We start from the raw sequence: 15,660 nt of genomic DNA, 5'->3' as shown, positions 1-15,660 counted from the left end.
GAGCGATGGATTTCGCCACGGTCTCCGAAATTTCCAGTTTCTTCAGCATCGCTGCTCCGATCCTGATCGGCGCAGCGTTCGTCTGGGTCATTTGGCGCACAGAGTCCCGCCATGTACTGATTCGCCGGCTTTGGCAGTTGGTGCATGGCAAACAGGAAATCACGGATCCAGAAGTCCGTGCGTTCGTCGACGAGCAGACAAGCCTGGTTTCTTTCCGCCTGTTCGCCGGTATTCCTGTGGCCAGCCTGACGGAAGCCCATCAGCTCATTCAGTGGGCGAAGCACAACGACGTGCAGATGAGGACACTTCGGCATTGCGGCGAACTCTTTGACGCTGAACTTCGGCAAGTCAAGGAACACAAGCTGCCAGGACGCGCAAGCCAAGCCGCGCGGCTGGCAGGCTTCGTTGCTGCGGTTGCGGTGTTTGCCTTGAGCGTGGCGAGCCTGCCCACGGATCGCGCGCTTCTTTCTCTCAAGGCAACTGGGCGGCTGTTTCTGGCGACTGCGACGGAGATCACGGCGGCATGGCCACTGCAAACAGCCTCGCTAAGGGCTTCGGACTGCACCAACATTGCAGGTGACATCGGGGCCCGCACCTCGTTTTCCGAGGTCGAGGTGAAAGCGCTGTGCGGCGTCTTGAAGGACGCCGGCTTTCCCGCGTTTGTAAAGAGTACGGTGAAGGAGCAGCGGTGGTCGGCCGTGCTCTTGTGCCTGTTTGCAGCTTGGCTCGCATGGCTCGCCCTCTTTGCCTGGGGAGCAGGTGTAGCCGCCAAGAAGCTGGCAGACCGGCGGATCGATCCGGCTTTGCCAGGCTCGCAACAACTGGCGCTTGCCCTTGACGATTGAGCACAACCGCTAGGATTTCTTCCAGAACCTCGGCGCCTCGCCGATCGTCTCCAGCGCCTTGCGGCACGCCTTCGCACCCGCCGCGCGGCGCGCGCTGAACCAGCCGACCGCGAACCACGCACGCGGGTCGCGCGATGCGACCTCGCGGTACAGCGCGAGCGCCACGGCCTCGTCGTTGAACTCGCCCAGCGCGTCCTGCGCGGGGCGCAGGGCTTTCAGGTAGCGCTCGGCTGCGTCCTTCTTCTTTTTGCCGCCGTCCGCCTCTGCGAACAACGGCGCCACGAACTCCGCCAGGTAGCGCAGGCGCTTGAGCCGTTTGCGCACGCGGTGCTGACTTTCCGTATCGAGCGATTCGAAGCGCCGGCCGTCGCGCACCGCCTGCTTGTGCAGGCGCTGGAGCCGTTCGCGCAGCTGCTGGCGGGCCTCGTCGGCAGTCAGCGGTGCCGGGCTTGTCGACTCCGGAGCGGGCGCGACAGCAGTGAAGCCGATCAGCGACACCAGCACGTCCTGGAACGCCGCGGCGCGCACGATGTCGCCGGGTGTCAGTGCCGGCGCGGCAGCAGCACCGTCGGCATCGCCCGCCAACGGATCGACCTCCGGCGCGCCCGCTTCACGCAGCCGCGGCTGCGCGAGCTTCACGACCTGTTCGCGGTCGCGCAGTTCGCCGAGCGCGCGGAAGGCGTCGACCAGCGGCGGCTCCCAGGTGGCGGCGTCGAAGCGGCTCGTGTCGGCATCGAGCCCCGCCAGTTCGCGCAGCGCGGTGCGCAGGCGGCGGATGCCGATGCGCAGCTGGTGGATCTGTTCTTCGTCGGTGCTGCCCGCGGCGATCTCGCTGGCGTTGGGCAGCATCTGGTCCAGGCACGATGCGACCACGGCCTGCTGGAGGGTGCGGCCGTCGAGGCCGTGGGCCGGGAAGCGCGGCGCTTCGGCCTTGATAGCCGGCACGGTCTCTTGCTCGGCCAGCAGGCGCATGCCGCGCTCGGCCTTCGAGACGGTGCTGAACCACAGGCCGTGCTGCTGCGACCAGCGCCGTGCAAGCGCCACGAGCCCCTGCACATCGCCGCTCTTGAGTTCGAGCTCCAGCTCGCACACGGGCGAGGTGCGCTGCGCGGGCGTGCCCGCGTGCACGACGACCTTGCCGACGTCGAGCGCCATCTCGACGACGGCGCCGCCCGGGCCGCTCACACGCAGGTCGCGCGTGAGCCGCACGATGTCGGTCGACTGGCGTTCGACCAGCGGCACCGGAGCGCCATCGGCCGGTTGCAGCAGGCGGGCCAGCCGCTCGCCGACGGGCGTGCCGGCGTGGCGCGCGGGGTCGATGGCGGGCGCGGCGGCGCCGGTGCCCAGGTCGATGTTGTGCTCGAGCCGGTGCAGCGCGTTGTCGCCGGCGGCCTTGACGGTCTGCACCCAGCGCCGGCCCTCCTTGCGCAGGCGCAGCACCATGCCGTCGGCGACGAGGCGCTGGTCGGCGGTGTCGAAATAACGGGCCTGGAGGCGCGTGCGCACGATGGCGCCGCGCCGCAATGCGGCCTCGACGGCCTTCAGGCGGTCGGGGGGAATGCAGAACTTGAACTCGATTTCCATGGTGTTCATGATGCCCGCTCTTTTTCCCCCAAAGCGACGTGGTGCCGGCCGATTCCGGTGGATCGAAAAATAATGTGGACACCGTCCATTTTCTTTGTTATCTTTTGTGGACGGCGTACACAAGACGTCGGCAAACACCCGATCTACCCCTCATAGACACAGGAAAGACACCATGGCCACCAAGCAGATCTTCGTGAACCTCCCCGTCCGGAACCTCGACAAGAGCAAGGCGTTCTTCGGCGCGCTGGGCTACACCTTCAACGCGCAGTTCACCGACGCCAACGCCGCCTGCATGGTCATCCACGAGGGCAGCATCCACGCGATGCTGCTGATGGAGGACTACTTCAAGACCTTCACGAGCCAGGGCATCACGGACACCCGCAAGGAGAACGAAGTGCTGGTGTGCCTGTCGTGCGAGAGCCGCGCCGAGGTCGACGAACTGGTCGCCAAGGCCGTGGCCGCCGGCGGCACGACGCCGCGCGAGCCGAAGGACTACGGCTTCATGTACGGCCACGGCTTCCTGGACTTGGACGGCCACATCTGGGAACTGGTCTACATGGACCCGAACGCCGTGATGCCGGGGCAGTGATACCGGGCCGGACGATGCCCATCGTTCCATATGCGCTCTTGATCGTTGCGCGGAAGGCACCTACCGAAAGGCGGCGGCGCCCCGATATTCCTGGTTCAGGCACAGCCCGCATGGCGGCCGTGCCCACCCCACCCAGGAGTCCCGACATGTCCGACAGCAACGACAACAGCAAGAGCAACAGCCCGTCTCCCATCGTCCAGGTCCAGCCACTCGGCTTCCCGTGGCAGACCCTCGACCCCTTCCTGTTCTGCGTCTACCACGACGACGCGTACCCGAAGGCCAACGGCCGCATGGGCCCCGAGGCCTCGCTGGCCGGCCGCCAGATCGGCCAGGACTTCAGCCGCAAGGACGGCTGGAGCATGTACCACGGCGAGACGGTGCCGGGCTTTCCGTCGCACCCGCACCGCGGCTTCGAGACGGTGACCATCGTGCGCAAGGGCCTGATCGACCATTCCGACTCGCTGGGCGCCACGGCGCGCTTCGGCGGCGGCGACGTGCAGTGGCTCACGGCCGGCAAGGGCATCGTGCATTCGGAGATGTTCCCGCTGCTGGACGCCGGCGCACCGAACCCGCTGGAGCTGTTCCAGATCTGGCTCAACCTGCCGGCCAGGAACAAGATGGCCGAGCCGCACTTCACGATGTTCTGGTCGGAGGCGATTCCGCGCTTCGCCTCGGACGACGCGCAGGGCGGTCGCACCGAGGTGGCGGTGATCGCCGGGCGCTTCGGCGCCGATGACGCACAAGCCCAGGCGGCCATTGATCCGCTCGCACCGCCGCCCGATTCGTGGGCCGCGCAGGCGGGTGCCGACCTCGCGATCTGGACGCTGCGCATGACGCCCGGCGCGCGCTGGACGCTGCCGCCCGCCACGGGCGAGGGCACGCGACGCATGCTGTATTTCTTCAAGGGCGCCACCGCGCAGGTGGCGGGCCGGCGCGTGGACGGGCCGGCAGCCATCGAGTTGCGCGCCGACGCGGCCGTGGAACTGTGCAACGGCCCCGAGGGCGACGGCGAGTTCCTGCTGCTGCAGGGCCGCCCGATCGGCGAGCCGGTGGCGCAGTACGGCCCGTTCGTGATGAACACGCAGGCCGAGATCGCCCAGACGATGGCCGACTACCGTCGCACGCAGTTCGGTGGCTGGCCCTGGGCCGACCCGGCGCCGGTGCATGGGGCCGAGGCTGCGCGCTTTGCGCGGCACCCGGACGGGCGAGAGGAAGTGCCGGGGGCCTGATCGGCTTCCGAGGCTGCGCGGCTTTCAGTAGCCGCGCAGCACCTCGACGCTCAGCGCGGTCATGCTGGGGATGAACTCGATCACGTCGGTGCGCGCGACGCCGCCCTGCACGAAGGGGTCGCGCGCCAGCACCGCCTCGAGCCCCTCGCGGTCGCCCGAGCGCGCGAGGATCACACCGCCCTTGCGCGGCACCTGGCGCCCCGAGGCCACGAACAGGCCGCTGGCGTAGTGCTTCTTGAGCCAGGTGACATGCGCATCCATCAGAGCGTCGAGTTCCTCGAGCGGGCGGATGTAGGTCAGGGTGACGATGAACATGGCAAAGGCAGGTCGATGCGGAAGATGACCCGATCCTATGACCTCGGCGCGACAGCGGCGGGGCGAGTGTGTGTCTCGCCGGTAACTCTCGCATGCGGCGTGTGCATGCGCCGGCCGGCTGGCGCCTTGTCGCCCACCGGACCTGTGCGACCGTGCGCGATCTCGTAGATTCGGTCGTTCCCTTCACCGCATCACCTCACTTCAACGGAGACCCTGTTCCATGATCCAAGTCGTTGCCGTCATCACCGCCAAGCCCGGCCAGCGCGCCCGTCTGCTCGAAGCCTTCAAGGCCAACCGCGCCGCCGTGCTCGCCGAAGAGGGCTGCATCGAGTACGGGGCCACGATCGACGCACAGGGCATTCCGCCGTCGAAGGCCAGCTTCGGGCCCGACACCTTCGTGGTCATCGAGAAGTGGGCCTCGCTCCCGGCCCTGCAGGCCCACGGGGTCGCGCCGCACATGGCGGCCTTCAGCGCCCAGACCAGGGAGTTCACCGAAAGCAAGCGCATCCACGTGCTCGAGCCGATCTGAGCCGGCCGCGCCGCCGCAGTCTTCGCGCGCGGCGCGATGCCTGCTACCCTCGCGCCGGGGAGAAGAAGACATCTCGGACGAGGGAGTTCAAGACATGGCGATCGTCTTCAGACCGCAGGGTCTGCGCTGGCGCACTGGCGCGCTCCTGCTGGCGGCACTGGCCACCGGCTGCGCACAGCTCGGCGCACCGCCCTATGCCGCCGACTACGAGGCGCTCGACCGGCTCGAGGCGCACAACCCCGGCAAGGTCGCGGTGGGCAAGGTGCAGCCCACGGACCCCAATGACGCCCTCAACACCCTTCGCCTGCGCCGCGCCAGGCTGGTGTCGCCCAGCGGCACCTTCGCCCAGTACCTCGAAGACGCGCTGATGCGTGACCTGGGCGAGATCTCGATCTACGACCCCAAGGCGCCGACCCGCATCGCGGCGCGCATCCTCGTCAACGAACTCGACCTGGGCGTGGTCAACGGCTCCGGCCGCATGGACGTCGAAGTCACCGTCACGCGCAACGCCGCGCAGACGCTGCGCAAGACCTACCGCGGCGAGATCGCCTTCGATTCGAGCTACGCCAACATCGTGGCCGTGCCCGCCGGACAGGCGGCGTACCCGCGGCTGGTGCGGGCGCTGCTGCGGCAGGTGTATGCCGATCCGCAATTCGTCGCGGCCATCGCGCCGTCTGCGCAGTAAGGCCGGGGACGCACCATGTCGCTTCTTTCTTCCCTGACACCCCGGCTGGCCGCAGCATTGGCAACCGCCATGCTGCTGGCGGGTTGCTCCCACCCGATCACGATGATCACCGAGACCGCACCGCCCCGGTCGCCCGCCCACCTCATTCCCAAGAAGGTGGCCTACGTGATGACCGACGCACAGCGCGACCTGCAGGTGACCACCGCCGGCGGCAGCGGCGACCGCGTGAGCTACTACCCGTACCGCGACCTCGAAAAATCGATCCGCGATGCGCTGCGCGGGGTCTACCGCAACGTCGTCGTGCTGCGCACCGCGGGCGATGCCAAGGCGAACGAAGCGGCGGGCGTGTCGCTGGTGTTCACGCCGCAGATCAAGACCGATTCGAGTTCGTCCTCATGGATCACCTGGCCGCCCACCGCGTTCACGGCCGAGGTGGCCTGCGTGGTCACCGACACCGCGGGCGCCGAAGTCACGCGCGTGCGCGCGGTCGGCAACGGCACGGCGGAGTTCGGCGAGTTCAACGGCGACTACGGCTTGGCCGCACGGCGCGCCGCCACGCGGATGACGGCGCAGCTCAGCAGCGAGATTCGGCGCAACGAGAAGCTGCGCTGAGCGGCCCCGATCGTTCCCATCGCCCAATAAAAAACGCGCCCGAGGGCGCGTTTTTCGTGGGAGCCGCGAAGTCTTACTTCGACACGACCTTCACCATCTCGAGGCACTTGTTCGAGTAGCCCCATTCGTTGTCGTACCAGCTCACGAGCTTCACGAACGTACCGTCCAGCGCAATGCCGGCTTCGGCGTCGAAGATCGAGGTGCGCGGGTCGCCGCGGAAGTCGGTGGCGACGACCTTGTCTTCCGTGTAGCCCAGCACGCCCTTCAGTGCGCCTTCGCTCTGTGCCTTCATTTCGGCGCAGATCTCGGCGTAGGTGGCGTCCTTGACGAGTTCAACGGTCAGGTCGACCACCGACACGTCGGAGGTCGGCACGCGGAAGCTCATGCCGGTGAGCTTCTTGTTCAGCTCAGGGATCACCACGCCCACGGCCTTGGCAGCGCCAGTGCTCGAAGGAATGATGTTTTCCAGGATGCCGCGGCCGCCGCGCCAGTCCTTGTTGCTCGGGCCATCCACAGTCTTCTGCGTGGCGGTGGCGGCGTGCACGGTGGTCATCAGGCCGCGCTTGATGCCCCACTTGTCGTTCAGCACCTTGGCCAGCGGGGCCAGGCAGTTGGTGGTGCAGCTGGCGTTGCTGATGATGGCTTCGCCGGCGTACTTCTTGTCGTTCACGCCGTAGACGAACATGGGGGTGTCGTCCTTCGACGGTGCCGACAGGATCACCTTCTTGGCGCCTGCGTCGATGTGCTTCTGCGCGGTTTCCTTTGTGAGGAACAGGCCGGTCGACTCGAGCACGATGTCGGCGCCGACTTCGTTCCACTTGAGCTGCGACGGGTCGCGCTCTTGCGTGAGGCGGATCTTCTTGCCGTTGACGATCAGCGTGTTGCCTTCGACCGTCACTTCACCCTTGAAGCGGCCATGCACCGAGTCGTACTGGAGCATGTAGGCCAGGTATTCCGGCTCGAGCAAGTCGTTGATGGCAACGATTTCGATGTCGTTCTTGAAGTTCTGCACGGCTGCGCGCAGCACGTTGCGACCGATGCGGCCGAAGCCGTTGATACCGAGTTTGATAGCCATCTGACTTGCTCCTAAGGTTGAAAAACTTTTGATCGGACGGGAAGAGGACGAACCGCGCGACGCTCAGTCGCGCAGGGCCGCTTCCACGGTGGCGGCCACGTTCTCCGCCGTGAAACCGAAGTGCTTGAACAGCACGGGCGCGGGGGCCGACTCGCCGTAGCTGTCGATGCCGACCACGGCCGCGCAGCCGTACTTCCACCAGCCGTCGGTGCAGCCCATTTCGACCGCGACGCGCGGGATCTTCTTGGGCAGCACGGCCTTCTTGTAGGCCAGGTCCTGGCGGTCGAAGGTGGTGGTCGAGGGCATCGACACCACGCGCACGGCGATCTTCTTGTCGGCCAGCAGCTTCTGGGCGGCCAGCGCGAGCTGCACTTCGGAGCCGGTGGCGATGATGACCGCTGCCGTCTTCTTGTTCTTGAGGCCGACGTTCTCGGGCTCGGACAGCACGTAGGCACCGCGGCTGATGTCGCCCAGGTCGCTCTTGGCGGCGTAGGCGATGTTCTGGCGGCTCAGCAGCAGGGCGGTCGGGCGCGTGGCGTTCTGCAATGCGACAGCCCAGGCCACGGCGGTTTCGGCCGTGTCGCCCGGACGCCAGACGTCCAGGTTCGGGATGAGGCGCAGCGAGGCGGCGTGCTCGATCGACTGGTGCGTCGGGCCGTCTTCACCCAGGCCGATGGAGTCGTGCGTGAACACGTGCACCACGCGGCGCTTCATGAGCGCGGCCATGCGGATGGCGTTGCGGCTGTAGTCGCTGAAGGTGAGGAAGGTGCCGCCGTAGGGGATGTAGCCGCCGTGCAGCGCCACGCCGTTCATGATGGCGGCCATGCCGAATTCGCGCACGCCGTAGTTGATGTGGCGGCCGATCTCGCCGTGCGGCGGCTCGACGGCATCGCCCTGTGCCGCTTCGTCCTCGCCGCCCTGGGGCACCAGCGGTGCGGCGGGCGCGTTCAGCACGACGGCGCCGGTCTTGGCGTCGAAGCGCAGCGCGGCGGTGCTCTTGGTGTTGGTGAGGTTGGAGCCCGTGAGGTCGGCGCTGCCGCCGAGCATTTCGGGCAGCGCGGCCGTGAAGGCCTCGAGCGCGAGCTGGCTGGCCTTGCGGCTGGCCACGGTTTCGCCCTTGGTGTGGGCGGCGACCACGGTGTCGAAGGCGACCTGGTGGAAGTTCTTGGGCAGCTCGCCCTTCATGCGGCGCGTGAACTCGGCGGCGAGTTCGGGGTACGCGGCCGTGTAGGCGGCGAAGGTGTCGTTCCAGGAGGCTTCGGTCTTGGCGCCTTCGGCCTTGTGGTCCCAGTCGGCGTACACCTCGGCCGGGATTTCGAAGACGGGGTAGGGCCAGCCGATGGCTTCGCGCGTGAGCTTGATTTCTTCGGCGCCCAGCGCCTCGCCGTGCGCCTTGGCGGTGCCGGCGCGGTTCGGGCTGCCCTTGCCGATGGTGGTCTTGCAGACGATCAGCGTGGGCTTGGTGGCTTCCTTCTTGGCCTTGGCGATGGCCTTGGCCACTTCCTTGGCGTCGTTGCCGTCGATGGGGCCGACGACGTTCCAGCCGTAGCCCTTGAAGCGTTCTTCGGTGTTGTCGATGAACCAGGGCTTGACCTGGCCGTCGATGCTGATGCCGTTGTCGTCGTACAGGGCGATCAGCTTGTTCAGGTGCCAGGCGCCGGCGAGGGCGCAGGCTTCGTGGCTGATGCCTTCCATCATGCAACCGTCGCCCAGGAAGGCGTAGGTGTGGTGGTCGACGATGGCCAGGTCCTTGCGGTTGAACTCGGCGGCGAGCAGCTTCTCGGCCAGCGCGAAGCCCACGGCATTGGTGATGCCCTGGCCCAGCGGGCCGGTGGTGGTCTCGACGCCGGGGGTGACGTCGACTTCGGGGTGGCCGGCGGTCTTGCTGTGCAGCTGGCGGAAGTTCTTGAGTTCGGCCAGGGGCAGGTCGTAGCCCGTGAGGTGCAGCACCGCGTAGATCAGCATCGAGGCGTGGCCGTTGGACAGCACGAAGCGGTCGCGGTCGAACCAATGCGGGTTGGCGGGGTTGTAGCGCAGGTGCTCGCCCCACAGGGCGACGGCCATGTCGGCCATGCCCATCGGTGCGCCCGGATGTCCGGAATTGGCTTGTTGAACGGCATCCATTGCCAGCGCGCGGATCGCGTTGGCCATCAGGGCTTGGTTTGCCATGGGCAGTGGGCTTTCGGGGGAAAAGGGTGGGTGGGGGATACGGGAGAACCCGAGATTTTACCGGGCGAGCCGCGCCCGGCCTCGATACAGGGCCAACACCCCGCTGATGCTCTCTTGTGTCGCAGGCCCGGCTGCTAGAGTTGCCCCCCATGCAAGGGCTGCACCTCACCGCCGATCTCCACGACTGCCAATGCGGCCTCCAATGGCTCACCGACGGGCGCGCGCTCGGCGAGGTCTGCACCAAAGCCGTGACGGCCGCCGGGCTGCAGGCCGTGGGCAAATTGGTCCACAGTTTTCCGGCCACGCCGCAGGGGCCGGGCGGCGTGACGGCCACGCTGCTGCTGGCCGAATCGCACCTGTGCATCCACACCTGGCCCGAGCAGCGCGGCGTGACGCTCGATGTGTACGTGTGCAACTTCGGCGCCGACCACTCGGCCAAGGCGCATGCGCTGATGGCCTGCCTGGTGGCGCTGTTCCAGCCCCGCCACAGCGAGCGCAACGAACTGCAACGCGGCCGTGTGGCCGGGTCGGTGCGGTGATGGCGGTGCGCGCGATGATCCTGGCCGCCGGCCGCGGCGAGCGCATGCGGCCGCTGACCGACGTCACGCCCAAGCCCCTGCTCGAAGTGCGCGGCAAGCCGCTGATGCAGTGGCCGATGGAAGCGCTGGCCGATGGCGGCTTCACCGAGCTGGTGGTCAACACCGACTGGCTGGGCGCACAGGTCGCCGCCCGGTTCGGCGCGAGCCCCGTGCTGGACGGGCGTGGTGCGCTGTCTGTCTCCTATTCCGACGAGGGCCGCGACTTCGGCGGTGCGCTCGAAACGGCCGGCGGCATCGTGCGCGCGCTGCCGCTGCTGGGCGAGGTGTTCTGGGTCGCGGCCGGCGACGTGTTCGCGCCCGGCTTTCGCTTCACCCAGGCCGCCGTCGACCGCTTCCTGGCCAGCGGCAAGCTCGCCCACCTGTGGCTGGTGCCGAACCCGGCGCACAACCTCAAGGGCGACTTCGGCCTCTCGGCCGACGGGCTCGCGCTGAACCACGCGGCCGAAAAGTACACCTTCTCGACCATCGGCCTGTACCGCGCCGCGCTGTTTGCGCCGCCGTACTGCGACATCCCGGCCGGCAACCCGGACGGCATCAAGGCCCCACTGGCACCGATCCTGCGCGCCGCGATGGACAACCAGCAGGCGAGCGCCGAGCTCTACACCGGCGACTGGACCGACGTGGGCACGCCGCAGCGCCTGCAGCAACTCAACGCCGGGGTCGCGCCGGCAGCGGGCGCATGACAACGCTCGCGCCGCTGCCCGACGCCCTGCGCCTGCTGCCGCAGCGCCTGCAGGACCTGGCCCTGGCCACCGCCGCCGAACGCAACGACGGCATGCCCGAAGACCCGCTGGCCGTGCCGCTCTACGTGAGCGACTTCACGCGCCTGAGCCTCGCGCCCATGCGCCAGGGCTGGCACGTCGAGTACTTCGGCGACACCTGGGGCGACGCCTTCGACGAAACGCTCGCCTGCCTGAGCCGGCAGGACGTGGCCGACTGCATCACCTCGCTGTCGTTCAGCGGCCCCGACAGCGGCGCCAACGGCTCGCGCGAATGGATGTTCACGCCGCTGCTCGAGGGCGCGGTGATGTTTCCCCGCCTGCGCTCGCTGTTCATCAAGCCGACGCAGCCCGAGGACCACAACCAGTCGCTCGTCTGCACCAGTGACGGCATCCTCGAGGAAGGCGGCGACATCGCGCGCTGGGTGCGCAAGACGCCGCACCTGAGCGAACTGACGGTGCCGAACGCGCCGAACGCCGACTTCTTCGCCGTGCCGCTGCCGCAACTGACCAGCCTGTGCGTCGGCGCCCATTTCGACACGCAGAACTTCATTCGCCACCTTGCCGCGGCGACGCAGCTGCCGGGCCTCACGCTGCTGGATTTTTCCGAATCCACCGAGCAGCAGATGGCGTGGCCGGCCGACCGGGCCCCCGGCGGCATCACGGCCTTCGAAGACTACGAAGCCTTGCTGCGCAGCCCCATGGGCGCACAGCTGCGCGTGCTGAGACTGCGCAACACCTGCCTCGACTTGGCCCAGCTGCAGCAGCTGCAGGGCGTGCGGCAGCGGCTGCAATTCATGGTCATCCAGTCAACGATCGGCGGCTACGTCAGCCACTTTGCGCAGGATGTGTTCCCATGGCGGCATCTGGTACCCGCGGACCCCGGACTTGCACCGTATCGAAAGTGAAATCCCATGCTCAATGACACCACGATCTACGCCGAGCGCCGCGCGCGCCTCGCTTCGCAACTGGGCAAGGACGGCATCGCCATCGTTCCCACCGCGCCCGAGCGCCAGCGCAACCGCGACAGCGACTTCCTGTTCCGCCACGACAGCTACTTCTACTACCTGACCGGCTTCACCGAGCCGAACGCGTGGCTGGTGCTGGCGGGCGACGGCCGCGCCACGCTGTTCTGCGCGCCGAAAGACCTGGAGCGCGAGATCTGGGACGGCTACCGCCTCGGCCCCGACGCCGCCCCCGCCGCGCTGGGCGTGGACGAGGCCTTCTCGGTGAACGACCTCGACGCGAAGTTGCCGAAGCTGCTCGAGAACCGCTCGACCGTGTGGTTCCCCTTCGCCACCCACAAGGGCCTGGAAACCCGCATCGACGGCTGGCTGCAGTCGGTGCGTGCGCGCGTGCGCTACGGCGCGCTGTGCCCCGAGGAGCAGCGCGACCTGTGCGGCCCGCTCGACGAGATGCGCCTCGTGAAGGACGCGCACGAGCAGGACATCATGCGCCGCGCCGCGCAGATCAGCGCCCGCGCCCACATCCGCGCGATGCAGCTGTCGGCGCGCATGCTGCGCGAGGGCAAGGACGTGCGCGAGTACCACCTCGACGCCGAGCTGCTGCACGAATTCCGCCTGGGCGGTTCGCAGTACCCGGCCTACGGCTCCATCGTCGCGGCCGGCGCCAACGCCTGCGTGCTGCACTACCGCGCCGACGCCGCGCCCGTGCGCAAGGGCGAGCTGGTGCTGATCGACGCCGGCTGCGAACTCGACGGCTACGCCAGCGACATCACCCGCACCTTCCCGGCCGACGGCAAGTTCAGCGGCCCGCAGCGCGCGCTGTACGACCTGGTGCTCGCCAGCCAGGACGCCTCGGCCGCCGCCACCAAGGCCGGCAACCGCTTCAACGACCCGCACGACGCGGCCGTGAAGGTGCTGGCGCAGGGCATGCTCGATCTGGGCCTGCTCGACGGCAACAAGGTCGGCGGCGTCGACGACGTGATCGACTCGCGCGCCTACTTCCAGTTCTACATGCACCGCACCGGCCACTGGCTGGGCATGGACGTGCACGACTGCGGCAGCTACGTCGAGCCCACGCAGGTGGGCGAGGTGAGCGAGCGCAAGGACCCGCTGTCCAACGAGCTCATCAAGAACCGCCCGAGCCGCATCCTGCACCCCGGCATGGTGCTGACGCTGGAGCCCGGCATCTACGTGCGGCCCGGCGATGGCGTGCCCGAAAAATTCCACAACATCGGCATCCGCATCGAGGACGACGCGATCGTCACGGCCACGGGCTGCGAACTGATTTCGCGGGGGGTGCCGGTGAAGGCGGATGAGATCGAGGCGTTGATGCGCGCCTGAGCGCGAATCAGGCGGGCAGCGCGCAGAACAGCGCCTGCCCGATCGCGAGCACCGCGGCGCCCATGGCAATGCGCAGAAAACGGTGCGGCAACCCACTCAACAACCCGACCGTCGCCAGCGCCGCCGCAGTCAACGCCCCGAGCCACAACACCCACCCCACCGACCCGCCCGCCGCCTCCAGGCTGGCCCACAGCGACAGGCACAGCAGCGCCGTGCCCCCAAGCTGCAGCCATCGGCGCCAGGCGCCCGGCGTGTGGCCGCGGCCGAAGACGTCTTCGCTGTGGCGGTCCATCGCGAGGCTCAGCGCGCAGAAGCCGGCCAGCGAGGCCGCGAACACCAAACCGAGCAGCGGCATCACGACCCCTGGCCCGACGCAGCGAGCTCGGTCGGCGGCGGCTTGACGGCCTTCTTCGGCGCGGCCAGCGCCTTGCGGCGCTTGCGCTCCACCAGCCAGGTCGCGCCCGCCAGCCCCAGGCCGAGCGCGATCGCCACGAGGTCGAAGCCCGCCACCGAACTCGGCCCGCTGCGCAGGCTCACGGTGAGCGGCGCGGGGCCGGTGAAGGCGTTGAGCACCGGCAGCAACGCGAACAGCAGCGCGCCGAGCGCGAGCTGCGCCTGCCACATGCGCAGGGTCGGGCGCAGCAGGCCCAGCACGGCGGTAGCGCCCCAGACGATGAAGAACCAGCGGATCTCGGCCTCGTTGCGGCCGGCCACGTCGACCGGCAGCAGGCGGTTGGCCCAGAAGAAGGCAGCCATCGCCACGGGCAGGCCCGCGATGGCGCCGAGGTTCAGCCCGTCGACCAGCCGCAGGCCGAAGCCGATGCGACCGCCCTGCTTGAGGGTCTTGGCGTACTTCTGGCGTTCCTTCACGGCCCACAGCAAGAGGCCCGTGGCCACCATCAGGCAACCCGCCAGGCCCGAGACGAAGAACAGCGCGCGCAAGAGCGGATCGGCAAAGCGGCCGATGTGCAGGCCGTAGAGCACGCCGCGCGTTTCGGCCGCGGCCTTGGGCACGTCGCCGAAGGTGCCGATGAGTGCGCCGGTCGTGCCGTTGAACTGCATGGAGGGCTGTTCGTACGACAGGTGCCGGCCCTCGGCCCTCGCGAGCGAGACCACGGCGTTGGCGTCGTTGGGCTGGTGCACCAGGATGCGGCCCACGGGCGCGCCGCCCCAGTGGGCCGTGGCCTGCGCCACCATGGGCGCGAGGGGTGCCAGCGCCGCCTTCGTGCCCGAGGGCTTGATCTGCGTGCGCAAGCCGCCCGGAATGGCTTCGGCGAAGAAGGTGTCGGTGCCGCCGTGCGCCTTGTAGGCCACCTGCGGGCCCCACGGCATGTACATGAACATCAGCGTGACCAGCCCGGTGTAGGTGATCATGGCGTGGTACGGCAGCGCAAGCACGGCGGTGACGTTGTGCGCGTCGAGCCAGCTGCGCTGGCCCTTCTTCGGACGGAAGGTGAAGAAGTCCTTGAAGATGCGCTTGTGCGTGACGATGCCGCTGACGATCGCCACCAGCATGAACATCGCGCAGAAGCCGACGATCCAGCGCGCCCAGATCGCGGGCATGTAGTGCAGGTCGAAGTGCAGGCGGTAGAAGAACTCGCCGCCGCGCGTCTCGCGCGGCGCGGTGATCGCCTGGCCCGTGGCCGGGTCGAGCGCGGCGCGGTCGAAGCCGCGGCGCCGCTCCACCGGCGGCGAACCGGCCGGCGGCGGCGGCTTGATCCACAGCACGCCGACCGACGGCTCGCGTGCGGTCGGCAGGGTGATGAACCAGCGCGCTGCATTGCCCGCGTTGCGCTCCAGGTACGCCACCGCGTTCTCGGCCGCGACCGGCTGGGTCACGGTGCCGTGCGAGATGGCGTGCAGCTCCGGCTTCATCCAGAAGGTGATCTCGTCCTTGAAGTACGAGGCCGTGCCGGCCGCGAACACCATGAAGAGCACCCAGCCGACCAGCAGGCCCGACCAGGTGTGCAGCCAGGCCATCGACTGGCGGAATCCTTCCTTCATGCGGCACCTCCGCCGCCCTGGGTCCACAGCAGCAACAGCAGGCCCTGCAGCGCCGCCGCGATGGCAAGACCGGTCCAGGCGCGCCACGCCGAGCGGGCCGCGAAGACCCACATCACGGCCACCGCGTAGACGAGGAAGGAGGCCAGCGTGCCGGTCAGCGCCGCTTCGCTGCGCGCCATGCCGAAGAGAGCGGGCAGGCCCAGCGCGAGCACGGCGGCCGACAGCGCGGCGACGCCGTAACCGCCCGCGATGGCGGCGACGGCCCGCGACGCGACGCCCATCCGGTAGCGGAGGCCGGCGCTCACGACGGGCGCCGGACGACGTGCAAGGTCGTTCGGAAATTCATGGGACAGAGGGAGAGGAGAAACCTGGAGAATGAGAATCATACTCATCTTCTTGG

17 protein-coding genes are annotated in these 15,660 nt (G+C 68.4%); 10 read left to right on the top strand and 7 right to left on the bottom strand.

What is annotated here, in order from left to right; all coding sequences use genetic code 11:
* Positions 1–5: 5 nt before the first annotated feature.
* Complete coding sequence (locus AC3WQM_RS23270; RefSeq protein ID WP_492682045.1) at positions 6–845, top strand: DUF6216 family protein; 840 nt, start codon at positions 6–8, stop codon at positions 843–845.
* A 9-nt stretch (positions 846–854) separates the two neighbouring features.
* Here AC3WQM_RS23270 and AC3WQM_RS23265 read toward each other — a convergent pair whose 3' ends face one another.
* Positions 855–2,438, bottom strand: a complete 1,584-nt coding sequence (locus AC3WQM_RS23265; protein ID WP_492682043.1) for a CYTH and CHAD domain-containing protein — start codon at positions 2,436–2,438, stop codon at positions 855–857.
* A gap of 163 nt (positions 2,439–2,601) precedes the next feature.
* Between AC3WQM_RS23265 and AC3WQM_RS23260 the strand changes: the two genes are divergently transcribed.
* Both AC3WQM_RS23260 and AC3WQM_RS23255 read left to right on the top strand, forming a co-directional pair.
* Positions 2,602–3,018, top strand: coding sequence for a VOC family protein (locus AC3WQM_RS23260; RefSeq protein WP_489060522.1), 417 nt, complete (start codon positions 2,602–2,604; stop codon positions 3,016–3,018).
* A gap of 146 nt (positions 3,019–3,164) precedes the next feature.
* Entirely contained in the window at positions 3,165–4,247 is a 1,083-nt protein-coding gene (locus tag AC3WQM_RS23255) for a pirin family protein (RefSeq protein ID WP_492682041.1), read from the top strand.
* Positions 4,248–4,271: 24 nt separating this feature from the next.
* On the opposite strand, the gene AC3WQM_RS23250 is transcribed toward AC3WQM_RS23255, so the two are convergent.
* Complete coding sequence (locus AC3WQM_RS23250) at positions 4,272–4,562, bottom strand: YciI family protein (protein ID WP_062473524.1); 291 nt, start codon at positions 4,560–4,562, stop codon at positions 4,272–4,274.
* A 220-nt stretch (positions 4,563–4,782) separates the two neighbouring features.
* Here AC3WQM_RS23250 and AC3WQM_RS23245 point away from each other — a divergent pair, with 220 nt between their 5' ends.
* The 3 genes from AC3WQM_RS23245 to AC3WQM_RS23235 all read left to right on the top strand — a co-directional run bounded on the left by AC3WQM_RS23245 (position 4,783) and on the right by AC3WQM_RS23235 (position 6,388).
* The gene (locus AC3WQM_RS23245) at positions 4,783–5,091 is read left to right on the top strand and encodes a putative quinol monooxygenase (protein ID WP_159279119.1); all 309 of its coding nucleotides are present in this window, start codon (positions 4,783–4,785) and stop codon (positions 5,089–5,091) included.
* 94 nt (positions 5,092–5,185) lie between these two features.
* Complete coding sequence (locus AC3WQM_RS23240; RefSeq protein WP_492682039.1) at positions 5,186–5,776, top strand: hypothetical protein; 591 nt, start codon at positions 5,186–5,188, stop codon at positions 5,774–5,776.
* A gap of 15 nt (positions 5,777–5,791) precedes the next feature.
* A complete protein-coding gene (locus AC3WQM_RS23235) occupies positions 5,792–6,388 on the top strand; it encodes a hypothetical protein (RefSeq protein ID WP_492682037.1) in 597 nt (198 codons plus the stop codon).
* Positions 6,389–6,461: 73 nt separating this feature from the next.
* Here the strand turns inward: AC3WQM_RS23235 and gap are convergent, their stop codons facing one another.
* Together gap and AC3WQM_RS23225 are read right to left on the bottom strand one after the other, a co-directional pair.
* A complete protein-coding gene (gene gap, locus AC3WQM_RS23230; RefSeq protein WP_056575024.1) occupies positions 6,462–7,463 on the bottom strand; it encodes a type I glyceraldehyde-3-phosphate dehydrogenase in 1,002 nt (333 codons plus the stop codon).
* Between the two features lie 63 nt (positions 7,464–7,526).
* Complete coding sequence (locus tag AC3WQM_RS23225; protein WP_492682035.1) at positions 7,527–9,632, bottom strand: transketolase family protein; 2,106 nt, start codon at positions 9,630–9,632, stop codon at positions 7,527–7,529.
* Between the two features lie 149 nt (positions 9,633–9,781).
* On the opposite strand from AC3WQM_RS23225, the gene speD reads away from it, so the two are divergent.
* From speD to AC3WQM_RS23205, 4 genes are read left to right on the top strand one after another with little or no spacing between them, the layout of a single operon-like run.
* Complete coding sequence (gene speD, locus AC3WQM_RS23220; RefSeq protein ID WP_489060511.1) at positions 9,782–10,171, top strand: adenosylmethionine decarboxylase; 390 nt, start codon at positions 9,782–9,784, stop codon at positions 10,169–10,171.
* A gap of 14 nt (positions 10,172–10,185) precedes the next feature.
* Positions 10,186–10,914, top strand: coding sequence for a nucleotidyltransferase family protein (locus AC3WQM_RS23215; RefSeq protein ID WP_492682033.1), 729 nt, complete (start codon positions 10,186–10,188; stop codon positions 10,912–10,914).
* Entirely contained in the window at positions 10,911–11,858 is a 948-nt protein-coding gene (locus AC3WQM_RS23210) for a hypothetical protein (RefSeq protein WP_492682031.1), read from the top strand. The genes AC3WQM_RS23215 and AC3WQM_RS23210 overlap by 4 nt, the downstream gene beginning before the upstream one ends.
* A 6-nt stretch (positions 11,859–11,864) precedes the next feature.
* Positions 11,865–13,256, top strand: a complete 1,392-nt coding sequence (locus AC3WQM_RS23205) for an aminopeptidase P N-terminal domain-containing protein (protein WP_492682029.1) — start codon at positions 11,865–11,867, stop codon at positions 13,254–13,256.
* 7 nt (positions 13,257–13,263) lie between these two features.
* Here AC3WQM_RS23205 and AC3WQM_RS23200 read toward each other — a convergent pair whose 3' ends face one another.
* The 3 genes from AC3WQM_RS23200 to AC3WQM_RS23190 are packed head-to-tail and all read right to left on the bottom strand — an operon-like array spanning position 13,264 to position 15,565.
* Positions 13,264–13,611 carry a DUF3325 domain-containing protein gene (locus tag AC3WQM_RS23200; RefSeq protein ID WP_492682027.1) on the bottom strand — a complete coding sequence of 116 codons (348 nt, stop codon included), beginning with the start codon at positions 13,609–13,611 and terminating at the stop codon, positions 13,264–13,266.
* Positions 13,611–15,260 (bottom strand): PepSY-associated TM helix domain-containing protein, encoded by a 1,650-nt coding sequence (locus AC3WQM_RS23195; protein WP_492682025.1) that lies wholly within the window; start codon positions 15,258–15,260, stop codon positions 13,611–13,613. The genes AC3WQM_RS23200 and AC3WQM_RS23195 overlap by 1 nt, the downstream gene beginning before the upstream one ends.
* The gene (locus AC3WQM_RS23190; RefSeq protein ID WP_370680729.1) at positions 15,257–15,565 is read right to left on the bottom strand and encodes a DUF3649 domain-containing protein; all 309 of its coding nucleotides are present in this window, start codon (positions 15,563–15,565) and stop codon (positions 15,257–15,259) included. Before AC3WQM_RS23190 ends, AC3WQM_RS23195 begins: the two co-directional genes overlap by 4 nt.
* Positions 15,566–15,660 lie beyond the last annotated feature (95 nt).

Source organism: Variovorax sp. FW301-JW7 (assembly GCF_058788795.1).
Note: the sequence above shows the minus strand (reverse complement) of the source record. Positions and strands in the feature narration are given on the sequence as shown.

Excerpts from the sequence above, each read along its gene's own strand:
- AC3WQM_RS23270 (WP_492682045.1), top strand. The coding sequence starts at position 6 with ATGGATTTCGCCACGGTCTCCGAAATTTCCAGTTTCTTCAGCATCGCT.
- AC3WQM_RS23265 (WP_492682043.1), bottom strand. The coding sequence starts at position 2,438 with ATGAACACCATGGAAATCGAGTTCAAGTTCTGCATTCCCCCCGACCGC.
- AC3WQM_RS23260 (WP_489060522.1), top strand. The coding sequence starts at position 2,602 with ATGGCCACCAAGCAGATCTTCGTGAACCTCCCCGTCCGGAACCTCGAC.
- AC3WQM_RS23255 (WP_492682041.1), top strand. The coding sequence starts at position 3,165 with ATGTCCGACAGCAACGACAACAGCAAGAGCAACAGCCCGTCTCCCATC.
- AC3WQM_RS23250 (WP_062473524.1), bottom strand. The coding sequence starts at position 4,562 with ATGTTCATCGTCACCCTGACCTACATCCGCCCGCTCGAGGAACTCGAC.
- AC3WQM_RS23245 (WP_159279119.1), top strand. The coding sequence starts at position 4,783 with ATGATCCAAGTCGTTGCCGTCATCACCGCCAAGCCCGGCCAGCGCGCC.
- AC3WQM_RS23240 (WP_492682039.1), top strand. The coding sequence starts at position 5,186 with ATGGCGATCGTCTTCAGACCGCAGGGTCTGCGCTGGCGCACTGGCGCG.
- AC3WQM_RS23235 (WP_492682037.1), top strand. The coding sequence starts at position 5,792 with ATGTCGCTTCTTTCTTCCCTGACACCCCGGCTGGCCGCAGCATTGGCA.
- gap (WP_056575024.1), bottom strand. The coding sequence starts at position 7,463 with ATGGCTATCAAACTCGGTATCAACGGCTTCGGCCGCATCGGTCGCAAC.
- AC3WQM_RS23225 (WP_492682035.1), bottom strand. The coding sequence starts at position 9,632 with ATGGCAAACCAAGCCCTGATGGCCAACGCGATCCGCGCGCTGGCAATG.
- speD (WP_489060511.1), top strand. The coding sequence starts at position 9,782 with ATGCAAGGGCTGCACCTCACCGCCGATCTCCACGACTGCCAATGCGGC.
- AC3WQM_RS23215 (WP_492682033.1), top strand. The coding sequence starts at position 10,186 with ATGATCCTGGCCGCCGGCCGCGGCGAGCGCATGCGGCCGCTGACCGAC.
- AC3WQM_RS23210 (WP_492682031.1), top strand. The coding sequence starts at position 10,911 with ATGACAACGCTCGCGCCGCTGCCCGACGCCCTGCGCCTGCTGCCGCAG.
- AC3WQM_RS23205 (WP_492682029.1), top strand. The coding sequence starts at position 11,865 with ATGCTCAATGACACCACGATCTACGCCGAGCGCCGCGCGCGCCTCGCT.
- AC3WQM_RS23200 (WP_492682027.1), bottom strand. The coding sequence starts at position 13,611 with ATGCCGCTGCTCGGTTTGGTGTTCGCGGCCTCGCTGGCCGGCTTCTGC.
- AC3WQM_RS23195 (WP_492682025.1), bottom strand. The coding sequence starts at position 15,260 with ATGAAGGAAGGATTCCGCCAGTCGATGGCCTGGCTGCACACCTGGTCG.